The following is a 19,052-nucleotide window of genomic DNA, read 5'->3' as shown; positions in this document are numbered from 1 at the left end:
ATGCAACTGCGGCTCGAAGCGCTCGATGGCCACCTGGCCAAGAACCTGGCGCAGCTGTACGTGATCGCCAGCGACGAGCATCTGCTGGCGCTGGAAGCGGCCGACCGCATCCGCAAGGCGGCGCGCGCGCAGGGCTATACCGAGCGCGACGTGCTCAGCGTGGAGCGCACTTTCAAGTGGGGCGAACTGCTGGCGGCCAATCAGGCCTTGTCGCTGTTCGGCGACAAGAAGCTGATTGAGCTGCGCATCCCGACCGGCAAACCGGGCAAGGATGGCAGCGCCGCGCTGCAGGCGTATGCAAAAGACCTCAGCCCCGACAACCTGACGCTGATCACGCTGCCCAAGCTCGACTGGCAGACGGCCAAGGCCTCATGGGTGACGGCGCTGCAGCAGGCCGCCGTGTACATCGACATCCCGAACATCGAGCGCGCACAACTGCCGGCCTGGATCGGCAACCGGTTAGCAAGCCAGGGCCAGAGCGCCGAGCGCCAGAGCCTGGACTTCATCGCCGACCGCGTCGAAGGCAATCTGCTGGCGGCGCACCAGGAGATTCAAAAGCTCGGCCTGCTGCATGAGCCGGGCAAGCTGACGTTCGAGCAGGTGCACGACGCGGTGCTGAACGTGGCGCGCTACGACGTGTTCAAGCTGTCCGAGGCAATGCTCACGGGCGACACCGCGCGCCTGGTCCGCATGCTCGAAGGCCTGAAGGGCGAAGGCGAGGCGCTCCCGCTGGTCTTGTGGGCAGTGGCCGAAGAAATCCGCACGCTGCTAAAATTGAAGAGCGGGATGGGGCAGGGCAGGCCGTTGAATGCCCTGCTCAAGGAATACCGGATCTGGGGCCCGCGCGAGCGGATGATGGAGCCAGCGCTGCGCCGCGTGTCGCTCGCGACGCTCGAAGCGGCGCTGCAAGAAGCGGCGCAGGTCGACCGCATGGTCAAGGGCCTGCGCGCCAAACAATTCGCGGGCGACGCGTGGGATGCGATGTTGCAGCTGGCGTTGCGGGTGGCGCGGTAAGGCCTTTCGCAGTAAAGGCGTTGTTCGACGCCGATGGCCATCGCCGCCTTGCGCGCGCCATGTTAATGCAATGGGAAACTCGATGGACATTACCGCACACATGCACCAGCTGGGCCAGCAGGCCCGTGTCGCCGCGCGCGCCATGGCACGCGCCGACACGGCTACCCGCAACCGCGCCCTGCACCTGATTGCCGACGCCATCGAACGCGATGCCGATGCGCTGCGCGCTGCCAACGCCCAAGACCTGGCCGCCGCCGGGGCGGCAGGCCTGGCCCCGGCACTGATGGATCGCCTGGCGTTATCGGATGCGGCGATTGCGACGATGGTCGCGGGCCTGCGCCAGATCGCCACCTTGCCCGACCCGGTCGGCGAAATCTCGAACATGAAGGTGCGTCCGAGCGGCATCCAGGTCGGCCAGATGCGCGTGCCGCTGGGCGTGATCGGCATTATCTACGAGGCGCGCCCGAACGTGACGGTCGATGCGGCAGGCCTGTGCATCAAGAGCGGCAATGCGGCGATCCTGCGCGGCGGCTCGGAAGCCATCCACTGCAACCGCGCGCTGGCCAGGCTGGTGGCCGAAGGCCTGGCTGGCGCCGGCCTGCCACAGGCGGCGGTGCAGGTGGTCGATACGGTCGACCGCGCCGCCGTCGGGGCGCTGATCACGATGCCGCAGTACGTGGACGTGATCGTCCCGCGCGGCGGCAAGGGGCTGATTGCGCGTCTGATGGCCGAAGCCACGGTCCCGATGATCAAGCACCTCGATGGCATCTGCCACGTCTACATCGACGACAAGGCAGATATCGACAAGGCCCTGGCCATTGCGTTCAACGCCAAGTGCCACCGCTACGGCACTTGCAACACGATGGAAACGCTGCTGGTCGCGCGCGGCATCGCACCAACCGTGCTGCCGCGCCTGGCCGAGCTGTATGCGACCAAGTCCGTTGAGCTGCGCGCCGATCCGGAAGCGTTCGCGATCCTGGCCGGTTATCCGCATCTGGTCGCGGCAACACAAGAAGACTGGTCGACCGAATACCTGGCCCCGATCCTGGCGATCAAGGTGGTGGCCGGCATCGACGAGGCGATGGACCACATCGATGCGTATTCGTCGAAGCACACCGAATCGATCGTCACCGAAGACCACAGCGGCGCGATGCGTTTCCTGCGCGAAGTCGACTCGGCGTCGGTGATGATCAATGCGTCGACGCGCTTTGCCGATGGTTTCGAATACGGCCTGGGCGCCGAGATCGGCATCTCGAACGACAAGCTGCACGCACGCGGGCCGGTGGGGCTGGAAGGCCTTACGTCGCTCAAGTATGTCGTGTTTGGCCACGGCGAAGTCCGCAACTGAATTCAACATTCACCACAAGGAAAGCATGTACCTCTGGATCAAAGCACTGCACATCGTCTTCATTGCGTCCTGGTTCGCCGGCCTGTTCTACCTGCCGCGCCTGTTCGTCAACCTGGCCGAAGAAACCAACCCTGCGGCGCGTGACCGCCTCTTGGGCATGGCGCGCCGGCTGTACCGCTTCTCGATGATCCTGTCGGTGCCGGCGGTGCTGCTGGGCGGGTGGCTGTGGCTGGGTTACGGCATTCAGGGCGGCTGGCTGCATGCCAAGCTGCTGCTGGTGTTCCTGACGATCGGCTACCATCATATGTGCGGCGGCATCCTCAAGAAATTCGAACGCGGCGTCAATACGCGCAGCCACAAGTGGTATCGCTGGTTCAATGAAGTGCCGGTCGTGCTGATGCTGGCAATTGTCATCCTGGTGACGGTCAAGCCGTTCTAAACCTGCATTTTTTGTACTGCTGCGTCATCGGCCCGGGCCAGTGGCGCGTTTAATTTTTCATCGTTTCATCGTTTCATCAACGGACAAAGGGTACCCCTCATGGCTTCCTATTTTTGCCCATGCCCACGCGGCATGGAAGCGGCACTGGCCGAAGAAATCGGCGAAATCGCCGCACAAAGCACCACGCTGAAAGTGCACAACCAGGTGCCCGGCGGCGTGCACTGCTCGGGCACGATGCAGGATGCCTGGCTGCTCAACCTGCACTCGCGTATCGCCTCGCGTGTGCTGATGCGCATGGCGCAGCGCAGCTACACCACCGAAAACGACATCTACGACCTGGTGCTCGAGCAGACCTGGGAAGACTGGTTCGGCCCCGATCACACGATCCGCGTCGACGTCACGGCCGTCAAGTCGCCGCTGCGCAGCCTCGAATTCACGACGCTCAAGATCAAGGACGCCATCTGCGACCGCTTCCGCGACCAGTATGACAAGCGCCCGTCGGTCAACACGCGCGAGCCGGACATGCGCATCGTCGGTTTTCTGGACGCCCGCAACTTCATCGTCTACCTCGACACCTCGGGCGAAGCGCTGTTCAAGCGCGGCTGGCGTGAAGAGACGGGCGACGCGCCGCTGCGCGAAAACCTCGCTGCGGGTCTCTTGCGCGTGTCGGGCTGGAAGCCGGGCGTGCCGCTGTTCGACCCGATGTGCGGTTCGGGCACGATCCTGGTCGAAGCGGCCCAGATGCTGCAAGGGATTCCATCCGGCGCGCGCCGCAGCTTCGCCTTCGAAAAATTCGCCGACCACGACCGCCAGGCCTGGGCCGCGATGAAGGCAGCGGTCAAGCCGAACGTGCTGCCGCAGGAGCCGACCATCTTTGGCTCGGACATCTCGGGCGACATGGTCGAAATGACGCGCCATAACCTGAAAATCGCCGGCATCCTGTTCGACGTGCCGCTCAAGCAGATCGAAGCGCAGCACGTGTCGGCGCCAACGACCGCGCCGGGCATCCTCTTGACCAATCCGCCGTACGGCGAGCGGATCGGCGTGCGCGGGGACAGCACGGTGCCGCAGGACGACATGGCGGCCGGCTTCTACGCCGCGTTTTCGACGACGCTCAAGCAGCGCTTTGCCGGCTGGACCGCCTTCCTGTTCACGGCCGACCTTGGCCTGCCGAAAATGCTGCGCCTGAAAGAGTCGCGCAAGACCCCGTTCTTCAATGGCGCGCTCGAATGCCGCCTGTTCCGCTTCGATATGGTGGCGGGCTTCAACCGCCGCGAGGAAGCCAAACCAAAGCAGGACTGACCCGGACCGCCCGATGCTGCCAGAACCATCCGATCTGCCCAAGGACCCCGTCACACCCGTGCCGGCGCCGCCACCCCACAAGATCGCGATGCTCTCGGCAGGCGGGCTGGCAACGCTGCTGGCAGCGCTGTCGATGCTGGGGCCATTCTCGATCGACGCCTATCTGCCGGCGTTCCCGCAGATCCAGGCCCAGCTTGCCGCCACGCCGCTGCAGGTCCAGCAAACCCTCACCGCCTACATGCTGGCCTTTGCCGTCATGGTGCTGTGGCATGGCGCGCTGTCCGATGCGTTCGGGCGGCGCAACGTGATCCTGGTGGCGCTGGTGGTCTTCGCGATCGGCAGCTTCGGCTGCGCCTCGGCGTCCTCGGTGGAATACCTGTGGGTGTTTCGCGTGCTGCAGGGCGTCTCGGCCGGGGCTGGCGTGGTGGTGGGGCGCGCGATCATCCGCGATCTGTATTCGGATACCGCGGCGGCGCGCCTGCTGTCGATGGTCACGATGATCTTCTCGATCGCCCCGGCCATCGCGCCGGTGGTGGGCGGCTGGATCGTCACGCTGCTCGACTGGCGTGCGATCTTCCTGGCGCTGTCCGTCTACACGGTGCTGCTGTTCTGGTTCTGCTGGAAGCACCTGCCCGAGACGGTGCCACCGGCCGAGCGCCAGCCCTTCAATCCGCGCTTCCTGGCCCAGAGCTATGGCGCGATCTTCAGCTCGTTCCTGTTTCTGACGATGGCCGGCGTGACGGCGCTGAACTTCGCCGGCCTGTTCCTGTACATCGCCGCAGCGCCCGTCATGCTGCCCGAAAGCCTGGGCCTGGGCCCGTCCCAGTTCGCGTGGCTGTTCGTGCCGACCGTGAGCGGCATTTTCTTCGGTTCGCTCGTTGCCAACCGGCTGGCTGGCAAGATGGATTTCGCGCGCCAGATCCGCATGGGTTTTTTCTTCATGCTGGGCGCCGTGACCTTCAACGTGATCTACCACGCGTTCTTCCCGCCAGCCCTGCCGTGGTCCGTGGCGCCGATGTTCTTCTTCACCTTTGGCAGCTCGCTGATCGCGCCCGGCGCGACGCTGCTGGCGCTCGACCTGTTCCCGCGCATCCGCGGCACGGTGGCGTCGTGCCAGTCGTTCATCCTGACGCTGCTGGGCGCGATCGTGGCTGGCGCCGTGGCGCCCGCGCTGTCGCATTCGGTGCTGGCGCTGGCCCTCGGCCAGGCATTCTTCGTGCTGCTGTCGCTCTTGTGCTGGGATACCGCGCGACGCCATCGCCGCAAGCTGCGCGCCCGGGGCGAATCCACGCCCTGAACAGGCATCTGGTGAGCATGAATCGCAGAAATAGTCGTATCGTTGCAACAAGTTTTCGAGGGCAGCTGTGTTTACCCCCGGAGGACGCCCATTGCAACGAGTATTCCCGTAACTATTGTTCCTGATCAGAAATGTATATATGTTACGATACGTTTTTATCACCTGGAGCAGTGGGCAAACCTCTCGCCTGTTCCATGCACTGAAGTGCAGGGCGACGTGGCATGCCTGTTCGGGCGCGATCGCCACCTACCAGAACCCTTCGACAAGTGGCGGCCGTGCTTGATAACATGCTCCTATCCGATCAGGATATTCGCAATCGCTTGCTGATCGCCCGGCTGCCGGCCATGCCGCAGATCCTGGTCAAGCTGATCGAGCACCTGCAGGCCGACGATCTCGGCATGCCGGAACTCGCCGCGCTGATCGCAAAAGATGCCGGCATGACGGCCAAACTGCTGGCCGTTGCCAACAGCTCGGCCTACCACCGCAGCACGCGCAGCGCCAACCTCGAACAGTCGCTGGTGGCGCTGGGCACCGACATGATCAAGACGCTGGTGATCAGCGACTCGGTGTTCCAGACCTTTAACAGCTTCCCGCATGCCGGCAGCATCGACCTGCGCGCGTTCTGGAAAAACTCCCTGACGGCGGCCGTGATCGCGCGCGATGCGGCGCGCATGCTCGACTACGTCCATCCCGAAGAAGCCTATCTGGCTGGCCTGCTGCACAACGTCGGCCGCCTGGCGCTGCTGGCCGCCGCGCCCAAGGAATACGCATTCAACTTCACCGCGATCGATGACGAAGATCTGTGCGCGGTCGAGCAGCGCACGCTCCAGATCACCCACGCCGAAGCCGGTGCCTGGCTGATCGAACGCTGGCAGCTCGATTCCTTCCTGGCCGACGCGGTGCTGTACCACCACGAGCCGGGCGATCGCCTGGAAGGCAGCCATCTCCTGATCCGCATCGTGCGCCTGGCGCATGTGCTGACCTGCCATGCAGACGACGAGGCGATGGTGCCCGATGCCTGCGCACTGTGCGGGATCGACATCGCGCGCGCGGCGCAACTGATCGAGGGCGCCGCGCGCCAGGTCGAGCAGGCTGCCGCGCACCTGGGGATCGACCTGGCGGGCGCCGACGACCTGCCGCGCCCGTCCGCCTATGCGCCGCCGCCAGCGGTCGATCCGGTGCAAAAGCGCTTGAACGAAGAAGTGCGCAATATGGTGCTGGTGTCCGAGGTCGGCCAGACCCTGGCGCGCCAGCAGGGTGAGTCGGGCCTGCTCGACGCGATGACGCGCACGGCCCGCATCCTGTTTGATTTCGAGAGCGCCGTCGTGCTGCTCGAAAACCCCACCGGCCACCTGTTGTCGGGCGCCCCGGCGCCGGGCGTCGCGCGCATTGCCGATTTCTCGGTGTCGCTGGCCAAGGGCGGCCCCGTGGCGCGCAGCGCGCTGGAGCGCCGGCCCGCGTTCGTGGGCGGTGAACGCCAGCAGCTTGGCCTGGCCGAAGAACAGCTACTGCGCATCCTGGGCACTGACAGCCTGGTGGTGGTGCCGCTGGTGGCTGGTGCGCGCTGCCTGGGCGTGCTGGTGGGCGGCGTGCCGGCCTGGCAGCTGCCGCATTGCCAGCGCCGCGAGCGGTTCATGCAGGCCTTCGGCGCGCAGGCCGCCAGCGCCCTCGAGAACCTGCTGCTCGAACGCGGCCATGCGCGCCGCCAGCTGGCCAACATGGCCGAAGAATTCCGCGACGCCTCGCGCCGCGTGGTGCACGAAGTGAACAATCCGCTGGCGATCATCAAGAATTACCTGAGCATCCTGGACGGCAAACTGGCGCGCCAGGAGCCGGTGGGCGGCGAGTTGTCGATCCTGAACGAAGAGATCGACCGCGTGGGCCAGTTGATCGGCTCCCTGGCTGAACCGCAGGTGCCGGAGACCGGTCCGCGGCCGGTCGATGCCGCCCGCGTCGTCGACGATGTACTGCGCCTGTTCCGCACCAGCGGCTTCGTGCCGGGCGGCGTGCAGATCGTGGCGCACATGGACGGCGACAGCGCGATCGAGGGTGACCCCGATGTACTCAAGCAGATCCTGGTCAATCTGGTCAAGAATGCGGTCGAAGCCTTCGGGCCGCAGCAGAAGGACGGTGGCCGGATCGAAGTCGTCAACCGCGGCCACGTCAACCGCGAGCGCCATCTGTACCTCGAGCTGGGCGTGAACGACAATGGTCCCGGCTTGTCGCGCGAGGTGCTGGCCAACCTGTTCATGCCCGTCAAGAGCAGCAAGGAAGGCGCGCTCGATGGCGGCAAGCGCGGTCTGGGCCTGTCGATCGTCCATGGCCTGGTCAAGAAGATGGGCGGCCATATCGCCTGCCGCAGTGCCAGTTCCGGTACGTCGTTTGAAATACTCCTGCCGGCGTACACCGGCGTCGGCAATGCGCTTGCGCTGCCGGCGCGCGCGCTCGGTTCCGCCTGAACCTCACCATGCACGCGCACCCAGCCACCATGCTCCCTGGTGAACCCTCACCGTTTTCTCCGACGCTCGAAGCCGACAGCCAGCCACGCCTGCTGCTGGTCGACGATGAACCCCGCCTGCTGTCGTCGTTGTACGAATTGCTGCAGGGGCGCGGCTACCGCCTCACGACCGCAACATGCGGTACCGAGGCGCTGGCAGAGCTGTCGCGCCAGCGCTTCGACCTGGTCCTGCTCGACCTGCGCCTGCCCGATATCGGCGGCCACGAGATCATGGACTTCATCAACGACAGGGGCATCGATGCCGACGTGATCGTGATGAGCGGCGAAGTGGGCATCGACGCCGCGATCGGCGCGCTCAAACGCGGCGCCTACAGCTACCTGCGCAAGCCGTACAGCCGCGAAGAGCTGCTCTCGACCGTCAGCAATGCACTGGGGCGCCGGCGCCTGGCGCTGGAAAACGCGCGCATCGCGAACCAGCTCGAGAACTCCGAGAAGATGTACCGCTACCTGGTCGACTCGTCGCCGGACATCATCTACACACTCAACCACGAAGGCCGCTTCACGTTCGTCAACGACCGCGCTTACCAGCTGCTCGGTTACACGCGCGAAGAGCTGATCGGCAAGCATTACTCGATCGTCGTGCACGAAGAAGACCTGGAACGCGCGCGCTACGTGTTCAATGAGCGCCGCATCGACGAACGCGCGTCGCGCAACGTCGAACTGCGCCTGAAGTGCCGGGGCGGCAATGGCAACAGCAGCAGCGACCGCACCTTCAACACGACGTTGATGACGATCTCGCTGAACGCGATCGGCATGCACGTGCCGGACCAGGAAGTCAAAAAGCTCGAGTTCTTCGGCACCTACGGCGTGGCGCGCGATATCACCGATCGCAAACGCGCCGAAGAAGTCATCGCCTACCAGGCCTACCATGACATCCTGACCGACCTGCCGAACCGCATCCTGTTCAAGGACCGCCTGGGGCTGGCCGTGATCCAGGCCAAGCGCAAGCAGACCGAACTCGCGGTGATGTTCATCGACCTCGATCGCTTCAAGCTCGTGAACGACACGCTTGGCCACGTCAAGGGCGACGAACTGCTGCAGCAGGCGGCCAGCCGCCTGAAGGAATGCCTGCGCAAGGGCGACACGCTGGCGCGCCAGGGCGGCGACGAATTCACCATCGTGCTGCCCGAGCTGGTCAGCCACGACGACGCGCGCATGGTCGCCGACAAATTCCTCACCTGCCTGCAGCTGCCGTTCGACCTCGATGGCCACGAAGTGCACATCTCGGCCTCGATCGGCATCGCGATCTATCCGAAAGACGGCGAATCGATCGACGAACTGCTGCGCCACGCCGACATCGCGATGTACCAGGTGAAGGCGCTTGGCAAAAATGGCCACAGCTTCTATCACGACTCGATGCTCGAAGTGTCGCACCAGAAGATCGCGCTGGAGCAGGCGCTGCGCCGCGCGCTCGAGCACGACGAGCTGGAGATGTTCTACCAGCCGCAGATCGACGCCATGACCGGCAACATCACGGGCGCCGAGGCGCTGATGCGCTGGAACCACCCGACCCGCGGGCGCCTGTCGGCCGGCGAATTCCTGCCGTTTGCCGAAGAAAACGGTCTGATGCTGCCGATCTCGGACTGGATGATCGGCGCGCTGTGCCGCGACATGCTGCGCTGGAACGCCGTTGGCGGCAACGATATCCGGCTCTCGCTGAACCTGTCGCCGCAATACCTCGATCGCGGCGACTTCTTCGAGAAGATGCGCGGCGCCCTGGCGCGCTATGCGATCTCGCCGCAGCAGATCGAAGTCGAGATCACCGAGAACATCTGCATCCGCAACCCGCAGTATGCGATCGAGCAGCTCAACAAGCTGTGCGAGCTGGGCGTGTCGATCGCGATCGACGACTTCGGCACCGGCTACTCGTCGCTGTCGTACCTGCACCGCTTCCCGATCCACACGATCAAGATCGACCAGTCGTTCGTGAAAGAGATCCACGAGGAAGACGGCCACTATCCGGTGATTCTGGCGATCATTTCGATCGCCCGCGGCCTGGGCCTGAACCTGATCGCCGAAGGCGTCGAGACCGAGGAACAGGCGCGCTACCTGCGCGCCAACGGCTGCATGACAATGCAGGGCTACCTGTTCTACCGCCCGATTTCGCTGGGCGACTTCATGGTGGCGCTGCGCACCCGCCCCGGATCGAATCTGCGCGCCGTGCTGGCCTGATTGGTCATGCCCGACACGCCGTTGTACAGCGCCGAATTCCTGCGCGTGAAAGGCCTGGCCGAGCGCGGCGTGGCCGAGGCCCAGCACAGCCTGGGGTTCATGTACGTGAACGGCCAGGGCGTGGCGCAAAGCGATGAACTGGCGGTGAGCTGGTACCGGCTCGCGGCCACGGCCAACCTGGCGCAGGCCCAGTACAACCTCGGCGTGATGCTGCAGAAGGGCCAGGGTGTGACGCAGGACTTCATGCTGGCCGCCCACTGGTACGAACGCGCGGCCAGCCAGGGTTACGCGCTGGCCCAGTACAACCTGGGGTGGCTGTACGCCAAGGGCCAGGGCGTGGCGCAGAACGTGGGCCGCGCGCTGTACTGGTTCCGCCAGGCCGCCGAGCAGGGCGAGGCAGGCGCCCAGCACAATCTCGGGATGATGTACGACACCGGCAAGGGCGTGGCGCAGGACCACGACGCGGCCCTTGAATGGTACCGGCGCGCGGCCATCCAGGGCTACGCCCGTTCGCAGTACAGCCTGGGCCTGCGCTATGACAGCGGCCACGGCGTGGCGCGCGATCCGGCGCAGGCCCTGGACTGGCTGCGCAAGGCCGCGCTGCAGGGCTATGCGCCGGCCCAGTTCAATCTGGGCCTGCGCTACGACAAGGGCCAGGACGTGGAGGCGGACGGCGAACAGGCGATGCTATGGTACGGCCGTGCGGGCATCCAGGGCCATGCCAGCTCGCAGTTCAATTTGGCGCTGATGTACGACACCGGCCACGGCGTGCCGCAGGACGATGCGCTGGCCGCTATCTGGTACCGGCGCGCCGCGCAGCAGGGCCATGCGGGCGCGCAGGACAGTCTGGGCATGCGCCATGAGCACGGGCAGGGCGTGGTGCAGGATGCGGCGCAGGCGGCCGTCTGGTACCGCCGCGCGGCCGAACAGGGCTTGCCGGTGGCGCAGTACCACCTCGGGCAGCTCCTCGACACGGGCAACGGCGTCGAGCGCGATGCGGTGGAGGCCACCGCCTGGTACCGCAAGGCGGCCGAGCAGGGCCACCTGCGCGCGCAGTTCGACCTGGGCCTGCGCCACGAAAACGGCATCGGCGCAGTGCAGGACAGCGTGCAGGCACTCGCGTGGTACCGGCGCGCCGCAGCCCAGGGGTACGCGGCGGCGCAGTACATGGTAGCCACGCTGCTCGACCGGCTCGATCTGGGCGACCCGGCCGAAGCCACCGACTGGCTGCACAAGGCGGCCGACCAGAAGCACGCGCTGGCGCAATTCGAGCTGGGGCTGCGCTACGACTGCGCCAAGGGGGCGGACAAGGATTACGAAGCAGCCCATTTCTGGTACCTGTGCGCGGCGCGCCAGGGCCACGCACGGGCCCAGTTCAACCTGGGCGTGATGTATGCGGCGGGACAGGGCGCGCCGCGCGATCTGGTCGAAGCCTATGCGTGGCTGCATCGGGCGGGCGGCGCCGGCATCGGGCCGGCACGCGACTACCTGGCCCGCACCGCGCGCCGCATGGATGCGCAGCAGTTATCGCAGGCCGAAAGCTTGTTGCACGCTTAACTAGCGTCCCGTCTTTGACCCGGCGCCACCCCCGCACGGGTGCGCTGCCGCACCCTCTGTCATGACACGCCACGCTATACTGTATGCCCATACAGCCACGGGCGTCCGATGGAACTCAACGACAAGCTCGAAATCCTGGCCGACGCGGCCAAGTACGACGCATCCTGCGCCAGCAGCGGTGCGCCCAAGCGCGGCTCCGAGGGCAAGGACGGCCTGGGCGCTACCACCGGCATGGGCATCTGCCACAGCTACACGCCCGATGGGCGATGCGTCTCGCTGCTCAAGATCCTGCTCACCAACTTCTGCATCTACGACTGCCAGTACTGCATCAACCGCCGTACGTCGAACGTGCCGCGCGCGCGCTTTGCGGTCGACGAAGTGGTCAAGCTGACGCAGGATTTTTACCTGCGCAACTACATCGACGGCCTGTTTCTCAGTTCCGGCATCATCCAGTCGGCCGACTACACGATGGAGCAGCTGGTGGCCGTGGCGCGCACCCTGCGCGAGGTGCACAACTTCCGCGGCTACATCCACCTCAAGACGATTCCCGATGCCGATCCGCTCCTGATTACCGAAGCGGGGCGCTGGGCCGATCGCCTGTCGGTCAATATCGAGCTGCCCACGCACGACAGCGTGACGAAGCTCGCGCCCGAAAAGAGCGTCCACACGATCAAGCTGGCGATGGGTTCCATCCGGCGCAAGCTCGATGAGAAAGCCGAAGAGCCAAGGTCGCCCGCATTCGCGCCGGCCGGCCAGAGCACGCAGATGATCGTCGGGGCCGATGCCAGCGACGACCACACGATCCTCAACACGGCCGAGACGCTGTACGGCAGCTATAAACTCAAGCGCGTGTACTACTCCGCGTTCAGTCCCATCCCGCAAAGCCCCAAGAGCGTGCCGCTCGCGCCCCCGCCGCTGCTGCGCGAGCACCGCCTGTACCAGGCCGATTTCCTGCTGCGCAGTTACGGCTTCACGGCCGGCGAGATCATGCCGCAGACGGGCAACCTGGCGCTGGACATCGATCCCAAACTGGCCTGGGCGCTGTCGAACCGTGACCAGTTTCCAATGGACCTGAACCGCGTCGATGCGACGCTGATTGCGCGCATCCCCGGCATTGGCCTGCGCAACGCCAAGCGCATTGCCGACCTGCGCCGTATTCGCCGCATCCGCTGGGAAGATTTATCGCGGCTGCGCTGCAGCCTGAAAAAGCTGGCGCCGTTCGTCGTCACCGCCGACTACAAGCCGGCGCAGGGCGCGACCAGCTCCGACCTGCTGCGCAAGCACATGGCCGACGCGCCGCAGCAGATGAACCTATGGCCGGAGCTGCAGGCAGCATGACCCCCGCGGCCACCGCGGCCACCGCAGCCGTCGTCGCCAGCGAGGCCGTCGCCGCGGTCCGCGCAGGCCAGCCGCTGCTGGTGGCCTCGTTCGTCGAGTGGCGTGCCACGGCCCGCGCCCTGCTGCGCGCTGGCGTGCCGCCCGAAGCAGTGACCTGGGGCGAGCCTGGCGCCGATTTGTTCTCGAGCGCGCCGGCAGCGCCGGCATCGGCTCTGGAGACGGTGCAGCCGACTGGCGACCTTCTCGCCGCCCCGCCTGCCGAACGGGTGGCACAAGCCACGCCCAGGCCGCAAGTCCCGCGCTCCCTGATGGAGATGCTGCAGACAGCCGCCTGCTACCGCGACCACGACCGCTGGGCCTTCCTGTACCGCGTGGTCTGGCGCTGGCAGCAGGGCGAGCACGACGTGCAGTCGCCCGCCGACCCCGATGGCGCGCGGCTGACGTCGATGGTCAAGGCGGTGCGGCGCGAGGTACATGACATGTTTGCGTATATCCGCTTTCGCGAACGGCCGATCGAGGCCGGGCCGCCGCAGTTCGTCGCCTGGTTCGAACCCGCGCACGACGTGCTGCCGCAAGTGGCCGAACATTTCGTCGCCCGCATGGGCAAGATGACCTGGATGATTGCCACGCCCGAGGCCAGCGTGCTGTGGGACGGCGCCACGCTGCACGACGCCGGGCCATTGATGTCCGGCCCGGCCGACCTGGAAGACGACGGGGAGGCGCTGTGGCTGACCTACTACCGCAGCATCTTCAACCCTGCGCGCCTGAACACGAAGGTCATGCAAAGCCATGTACCGTCGCGCTTCTGGAAGAACCTGCCCGAGGGCGCGCTGGTGCCGTCGATGGTCAGCCAGGCCGGCCTGGGCGCGCGCCGCATCGGCCAGGTCGCCGAGGTAGGCCAGCGCCGCGGTACGACGATCCCGATCGCGGCCGAGAAAGCGCAGCCCGACCGCGAACAGCCGTCAAAGCTCGACGAATGCCGGCGCTGCGAACTGTGGCAGCACGCGACGCAAGCGGTCGGCGGGATCGGACCGGACCACGCGCAGATCATGCTCGTCGGCGAGCAGCCGGGCGACCAGGAGGACCTGTCCGGCCAGCCGTTCATCGGCCCGGCCGGCCAGCTGCTCGATCGCGTGTTTGCGCAGGCGGAGGTGGACCGCAAGGGCGTTTATATCACCAACGCCGTCAAGCATTTCAAGTGGGAGCCGCGCGGCAAGCGGCGCCTGCACAAGACGCCGGCGCAGAAAGAGATCGAGGCCTGCCACTACTGGCTCGAAAAAGAAATCGCTACCCGCAAGCCGAAGGTGATCGTGGCGATGGGCGCTACTGCACTGAAATCGGTGCTGCAGAAGGGGAACGTGACGCTCAGGGACAGTCTCGGCCAACCGGTGCGCCATGGCGACGCGTGGGTGGTGACGATCTATCACCCGTCGTACGTGCTGCGCGTGCCGGACGAGGCGACCAAGCACGAAGCGTTTGCCGTGATGGTCGAGGGCCTGCGTGTAGCGCAGTCGCTGCTTGAGCAGTCTGGCGAGAACTGATCCACGTCGCGATATCGTGACGCGTGCGGAGGCGGGCGGGCACCCCTCCCAGGCCATCCTTATCCGCATACTGCGCCTTGCGTATGCATTCGAAAGTCCTTGTGATTGCCGCGATGGCCGCCTCATAATCGGCGCACGCTGGCTACTTTCACAACAGGATATCTTCATGCGCCCACTCGTCGTTCCCGCACTGTGCTTGTCGTTACTGGCTGCTCCTGGATGGGCACAGTCGCTTGACGGGGCCGGTGCCCCGCCTGCCGCTGTTGTCACCACGGACGCGGTCGAACCTGCGCCGGAACAGATTCACGTCGTCGCCCAGCGCCCTGGCCCGGGCATGTGGAAGGTAAAGAAGGGCGATCATGTGCTGTGGGTGTTTGGCACCTATGCGCCGCTGCCGAAGAACATGACATGGCGTTCGCAGCAGGTGGAAAACGTCATCAAGCATTCCCAGGAGTACCTGTCACCACCAGGCGCCACAGCCAAGCCGGGCTTTTTCAAAATGGTCACGCTGCTGCCAAGCCTGATCGGCATGCGCAAGAATCCGGATGGCGCGCAGCTGCGTGATGTTCTGCCGCAGGAAGACTACGCGCAGTGGAGCACGCTCAAGGCAACCTACCTGCCCGAGAACAGCGACGTCGAACGCGAGCGGCCAATCTTTGCCGCGCAGGCGTTGACGGAAGCGGCGCGCAAGGAGGCGGGCCTGGTCAACGGCTACGCCGTGCGCAAGCAGCTGCTCGCCCTGATCAAGAAGAGTGAGCTGAAACAGACGTCGACGGACGTTGAACTACCGACGGACAATGCGCGCGCGTTGATCAAGAACTTCAAGAAGTCGAATCTGGCTGACGCCGCCTGTCTGAGGACAACGATGGCCACACTGAAGCAGGATCTCGACGGCGCAACAGCGCGCGCCAATGCCTGGGCCAAGGGCGACGTGGATGAGATGCGCAAGCTGAACTACGCCGAACGCGAGGAAGCGTGTTTCGGCGCGCTGATGAACAGCGCCGCGCTCGATACGGAGCCTGAATGGAAGAACGTGAAGGAGCGTGCGAATGCGAAGTGGATTGCGTCAGCCGAGAAGGCGCTGGATACCAATGCTTCGACGTTTGCGCTGTTGTCGATGGACGATATTTTCGACCCGAAAGGCGTGATCGCGGCGCTGGTGGCGAAGGGGTATGAGGTCGAGGCGCCTGAATGATGTGATGCTGCGCGCATGGCTGGCGAGCAGCATGCGCACACTGCGGTTGAGAATTTGTCAAACCTTCGCAAACGCGCGTAGAATGCTGGCAACGCGGGTGTAGCTCAATGGTAGAGCAGAAGCTTCCCAAGCTTACGACGAGGGTTCGATTCCCTTCACCCGCTCCAATCATGACCTAACGCGAACGCCTGGGTTCAAGACTGCCCCGAATCGCCAGGCACGTCGCCGCTGCGTATCGGCTTCACCAGCTCCCACTCATCATCGGACAATGGACGCGCATCAGGGTCATCCATTGCTGCGGCTGTAATTTCTGCATCTTCTTCCGGTGTTGGAACGATCGTTCCAGGTCTTAGATTTGGCATCGCATTGACTTCTTGGACGTTTTTTCTACGTTCAAACTGGGTCCGGCACGTGCTTCTCGGATTACGGCGTTGATGTAGTGTAGACGATGCCTGACCCAGCATCTCACCGTGTAGCGCTGCGCCACGTTCAGTCGCGCCCATGTAGCCTTGCGTTTCACCCGTCCAAGCAAGGAGCGCTCTGCATGCCACCGACCTCCCCATCACGCCGTCATCTGCTGGCGTCCATGATTGCCGCCTCGGGCGGCCTGGCCCTGTCACCGTTGCTCGCCGCTGCGCTACCCGCGCCCTTGCTCACGCGCCCCATTCCTTCAAGCGGCGAACAACTCCCCGTCATCGGCCTTGGCAGCTGGATCACCTTCAACGTCGGGCGCGACCCACAAGGTCGCCGTGAATCTACCGACGTAATGCGCCAGTTCTTCGCTGGTGGCGGCAGGCTGGTCGATTCGTCGCCCATGTACAGCTCGGCGCAGGATGTGATCGGCGACGCGGTGCAAACTCTCAAACCTGCCCGGCTGTTCTCGGCCGACAAGGTCTGGGTCAGCGGCGGCGCGCGTGGTGTGGCGCAGGTCGAGGCGTCGCGCAAGCTGTGGCGCGTGCCGCGCTTCGATCTGCTGCAGGTGCATAACCTGCTGTCGTGGGAAGAGCATTTGCCAATCCTGCTGACGATGAAGCGGGAAGGGCGGCTGCGCTACGTCGGCATTACCACGTCCGAAGGCCGGCGGCACGCCGAGATCGAGAAAATCATGGCGTCGCAGCCGATCGACTTCGTGCAGATCTCGTACAACGCACTCGATCGCGACGTCGAGCAGCGCATCTTGCCGCTGGCGCGCGAGCGCAAGATCGGCGTGATCGTCAACCGGCCATTCCGCCAGGGCGACCTGACGCAGGCGCTGGCCGGCAAGCCGTTGCCTGGCTGGGCGGCCGATATCAGCTGCACGACGTGGGCGCAGGCGCTGCTCAAGTTCATCGTGACGCATCCCGCTGTCACGTGCGCGATTCCGGCCACGTCCAGCGTCTCGCACGTGCGCGAGAATCTGCTGGCCGGCACCGGCCGCATGCCGGACGAGGCGCTGCGCAAGCGTATCGTGCAGGATGTCGAAAGGCTGGCATGAGCGAGTGGTGGACGTATTCGCTGTCCGATTTTTTGATGTTCTCAAGCCGCAGCTACTACCGGCTTATCGAGAGCTACAACACCGCCATCTGGCCTGTACATCTGCTGGCGCTGGTGGCGGGCTTAGTCGTGATTGTCGCCATCGTGCGGCCACGCCAGCACCTGCAACGATCAGCAGCGCTGGTGTTGGCAGCCGCCTGGGGTTGGGTCGCATGGGCGTATCAGCTGGAGCGCTATGCCGAGATCAACACGGCGGCGCCATACTTTGCTGCGGCGTTCGCAGTGCAGGCGCTGCTATTGTGCTGGCTCGCATACAGGCCAGGTAACGCAGCGCCAGCACCTCAACCTCTAGCACTCGGCCTGTCTGGCCTTGCCATCCTCGCCTATTTCTTGCTGGCGCTGGCTCGCGATGGTGGCCAATGGCGTCAGGCAGAAGTCTTCGGCATCGTCCCTGATCCCACGGTCGTTGCCACCCTTGGCGTGCTGCTCGCATGGCGAGCGCCCGCGATCTTTTGGCTGATCCCGGTAAGCTGGTGCCTGGTCAGCGGTGCGACGCTGACGGAGCTGAAGATCGGCCACGCATGGCTGTTGCCAGCGCTCGCATTGACAGCCGTACTTGCCCGAGTGGTGAGCAGTAAAAAACCGCGTGGCCTCAACTCGACAGCAAATCCCCGATCCTGAACGAGTCCGTCCCGGCCACTTTACAGACGTGCATCCCGCGCAGCAGATGCCGGTGCGCGGTGCAGGCAAACAGCAACCCCGGCCGGCTCGCCGCTACGGGCGTGACCTGCCCACTGACTGGATTGACGATGTCCGCGATCGGCTCGCCCGCTTCGACCCGGTCCCCCAGAGTCTTGCGCAGCACCAGCACGCCGGCATGCGGCGCAGTCAATGGTTCGACCGCGTCGAGCGGTGTCGGCGCGCAGGCGTAGGCGGGCATGTCGCCAACCGGAATATCCAGCACGCCCTGGTGCGCCAGGTAGCGCAGCAGCGCATCGGCATCCTTGCGCGCGTAATCGTAATTGACGTCGTTCTCGCCCCGCAGTTCGACGGTGACGGCCACACAGGCCGGCGGAATTGCGGCATCGGGATAGCGGCGCGCGAGGTCCCACCACAGGCGCCCGCACGCTTCGTCGAACGGTTCGCCGCCCGATTCCGTCGCCACCAGCAGCACGCGCGCTTCCATCAGCGCGGCCAGCGGTAGCACTGCTTCGACCAGCGGCGTGCCGGCGTACATGTGCAGCACCGCCTCGGTGTCGCAGTGCAGGTCGAGCATGATGTCGGCGTCGATCGCCATCGTGAGCAGCGTTTTCTTGAGCGTAGCGGTAGGGTTGCCAGGCTCCCAGTTTGCCACCGAGCGCCGTGCATGCTCGCGGATCAGCGCGACGTTGGCGGTGGCGTCCTGCCCGAGCTGGCCATCGACTGCCGCCATCACATCCTGCGCCACGTGGCGGTAGGCGCGATTGAAGTTGGTGCCGGTCGCCAGGTCGTAGCGCCCGAACGGCGCGCCGTGGATCACCTGCGCCAGCCCGATCGGATTGGCCACCGGCACCAGGATCACCTCGCCCTTGATGCGGCCTTCGGCGTCGAGGCGCTCGAGTTCCTGGCGCAGAACGTGCGCGACCAGCATGGCCGGCACCTCGTCCGCGTGCAGCGAGGCCTGGATATAGACCTTCTTGCCGCTGCCCGGCGCGCCGTAATGGAACGAGGTCAGGTTGACGGCGGCGATATGCTCGTCGATGGCGATCGGGTGTTTCGTGGAATGCATGGACAAACTCCGGCAAGCTGGATGAAGACGCGATTATGGCCGATCCGGGCGGCGCGGCGCGTCGGCTATAATGACAGCCGCATTTTCCTC

The 19,052-nt window shown here is 65.2% G+C and carries 14 protein-coding genes and 1 tRNA gene; 14 read left to right on the top strand and 1 reads right to left on the bottom strand.

Going from position 1 to position 19,052, the window contains the following annotated elements; genetic code table 11:
• The 14 genes from holA to AC56LH_RS17640 all read left to right on the top strand — a co-directional run bounded on the left by holA (position 1) and on the right by AC56LH_RS17640 (position 17,875).
• Entirely contained in the window at positions 1–1,014 is a 1,014-nt protein-coding gene (holA, locus tag AC56LH_RS17705; RefSeq protein WP_499648191.1) for a DNA polymerase III subunit delta, read from the top strand.
• 82 nt (positions 1,015–1,096) lie between these two features.
• Positions 1,097–2,362: a glutamate-5-semialdehyde dehydrogenase gene (locus AC56LH_RS17700; protein WP_499648189.1), complete on the top strand. Its 1,266-nt coding sequence runs from the start codon at positions 1,097–1,099 to the stop codon at positions 2,360–2,362.
• Positions 2,363–2,387: 25 nt separating this feature from the next.
• On the top strand, positions 2,388–2,801 hold the full coding sequence (locus AC56LH_RS17695; RefSeq protein WP_258835892.1) for a CopD family protein: 414 nt from the start codon (positions 2,388–2,390) through the stop codon (positions 2,799–2,801).
• Between the two features lie 99 nt (positions 2,802–2,900).
• Positions 2,901–4,103, top strand: a complete 1,203-nt coding sequence (locus AC56LH_RS17690; protein WP_499648187.1) for a THUMP domain-containing class I SAM-dependent RNA methyltransferase — start codon at positions 2,901–2,903, stop codon at positions 4,101–4,103.
• A 13-nt stretch (positions 4,104–4,116) separates the two neighbouring features.
• Positions 4,117–5,400: a multidrug effflux MFS transporter gene (locus AC56LH_RS17685; RefSeq protein ID WP_499648185.1), complete on the top strand. Its 1,284-nt coding sequence runs from the start codon at positions 4,117–4,119 to the stop codon at positions 5,398–5,400.
• Positions 5,401–5,687: 287 nt separating this feature from the next.
• Positions 5,688–7,859, top strand: coding sequence for an HDOD domain-containing protein (locus AC56LH_RS17680; protein ID WP_499648183.1), 2,172 nt, complete (start codon positions 5,688–5,690; stop codon positions 7,857–7,859).
• Positions 7,860–7,888: 29 nt separating this feature from the next.
• Positions 7,889–10,090, top strand: coding sequence for a GGDEF/EAL domain-containing response regulator (locus AC56LH_RS17675; RefSeq protein WP_499648509.1), 2,202 nt, complete (start codon positions 7,889–7,891; stop codon positions 10,088–10,090).
• Between the two features lie 6 nt (positions 10,091–10,096).
• On the top strand, positions 10,097–11,647 hold the full coding sequence (locus tag AC56LH_RS17670; protein ID WP_499648181.1) for an SEL1-like repeat protein: 1,551 nt from the start codon (positions 10,097–10,099) through the stop codon (positions 11,645–11,647).
• Between the two features lie 108 nt (positions 11,648–11,755).
• Complete coding sequence (locus AC56LH_RS17665) at positions 11,756–12,985, top strand: putative DNA modification/repair radical SAM protein (RefSeq protein WP_332533217.1); 1,230 nt, start codon at positions 11,756–11,758, stop codon at positions 12,983–12,985.
• The gene (locus tag AC56LH_RS17660) at positions 12,982–14,526 is read left to right on the top strand and encodes a UdgX family uracil-DNA binding protein (protein ID WP_499648179.1); all 1,545 of its coding nucleotides are present in this window, start codon (positions 12,982–12,984) and stop codon (positions 14,524–14,526) included. The genes AC56LH_RS17665 and AC56LH_RS17660 overlap by 4 nt, the downstream gene beginning before the upstream one ends.
• Positions 14,504–15,721: a TraB/GumN family protein gene (locus AC56LH_RS17655; RefSeq protein WP_499648177.1), complete on the top strand. Its 1,218-nt coding sequence runs from the start codon at positions 14,504–14,506 to the stop codon at positions 15,719–15,721. The genes AC56LH_RS17660 and AC56LH_RS17655 overlap by 23 nt, the downstream gene beginning before the upstream one ends.
• 93 nt (positions 15,722–15,814) lie before the next feature.
• Positions 15,815–15,888: transfer RNA gene (locus AC56LH_RS17650), tRNA-Gly, on the top strand.
• A gap of 377 nt (positions 15,889–16,265) precedes the next feature.
• Positions 16,266–17,195, top strand: coding sequence for an aldo/keto reductase (locus AC56LH_RS17645; protein ID WP_499648176.1), 930 nt, complete (start codon positions 16,266–16,268; stop codon positions 17,193–17,195).
• Entirely contained in the window at positions 17,192–17,875 is a 684-nt protein-coding gene (locus AC56LH_RS17640) for a DUF6064 family protein (RefSeq protein WP_499648174.1), read from the top strand. The genes AC56LH_RS17645 and AC56LH_RS17640 overlap by 4 nt, the downstream gene beginning before the upstream one ends.
• On the opposite strand, the gene AC56LH_RS17635 is transcribed toward AC56LH_RS17640, so the two are convergent.
• The gene (locus AC56LH_RS17635; protein ID WP_499648172.1) at positions 17,847–18,962 is read right to left on the bottom strand and encodes a succinylglutamate desuccinylase/aspartoacylase family protein; all 1,116 of its coding nucleotides are present in this window, start codon (positions 18,960–18,962) and stop codon (positions 17,847–17,849) included. The genes AC56LH_RS17640 and AC56LH_RS17635 overlap by 29 nt on opposite strands.
• Positions 18,963–19,052 lie beyond the last annotated feature (90 nt).

The sequence above is a fragment of the Telluria sp. LT1R51-2 genome (assembly GCF_059685775.1).
This window is presented reverse-complemented; position numbering and strand designations above follow the sequence as displayed.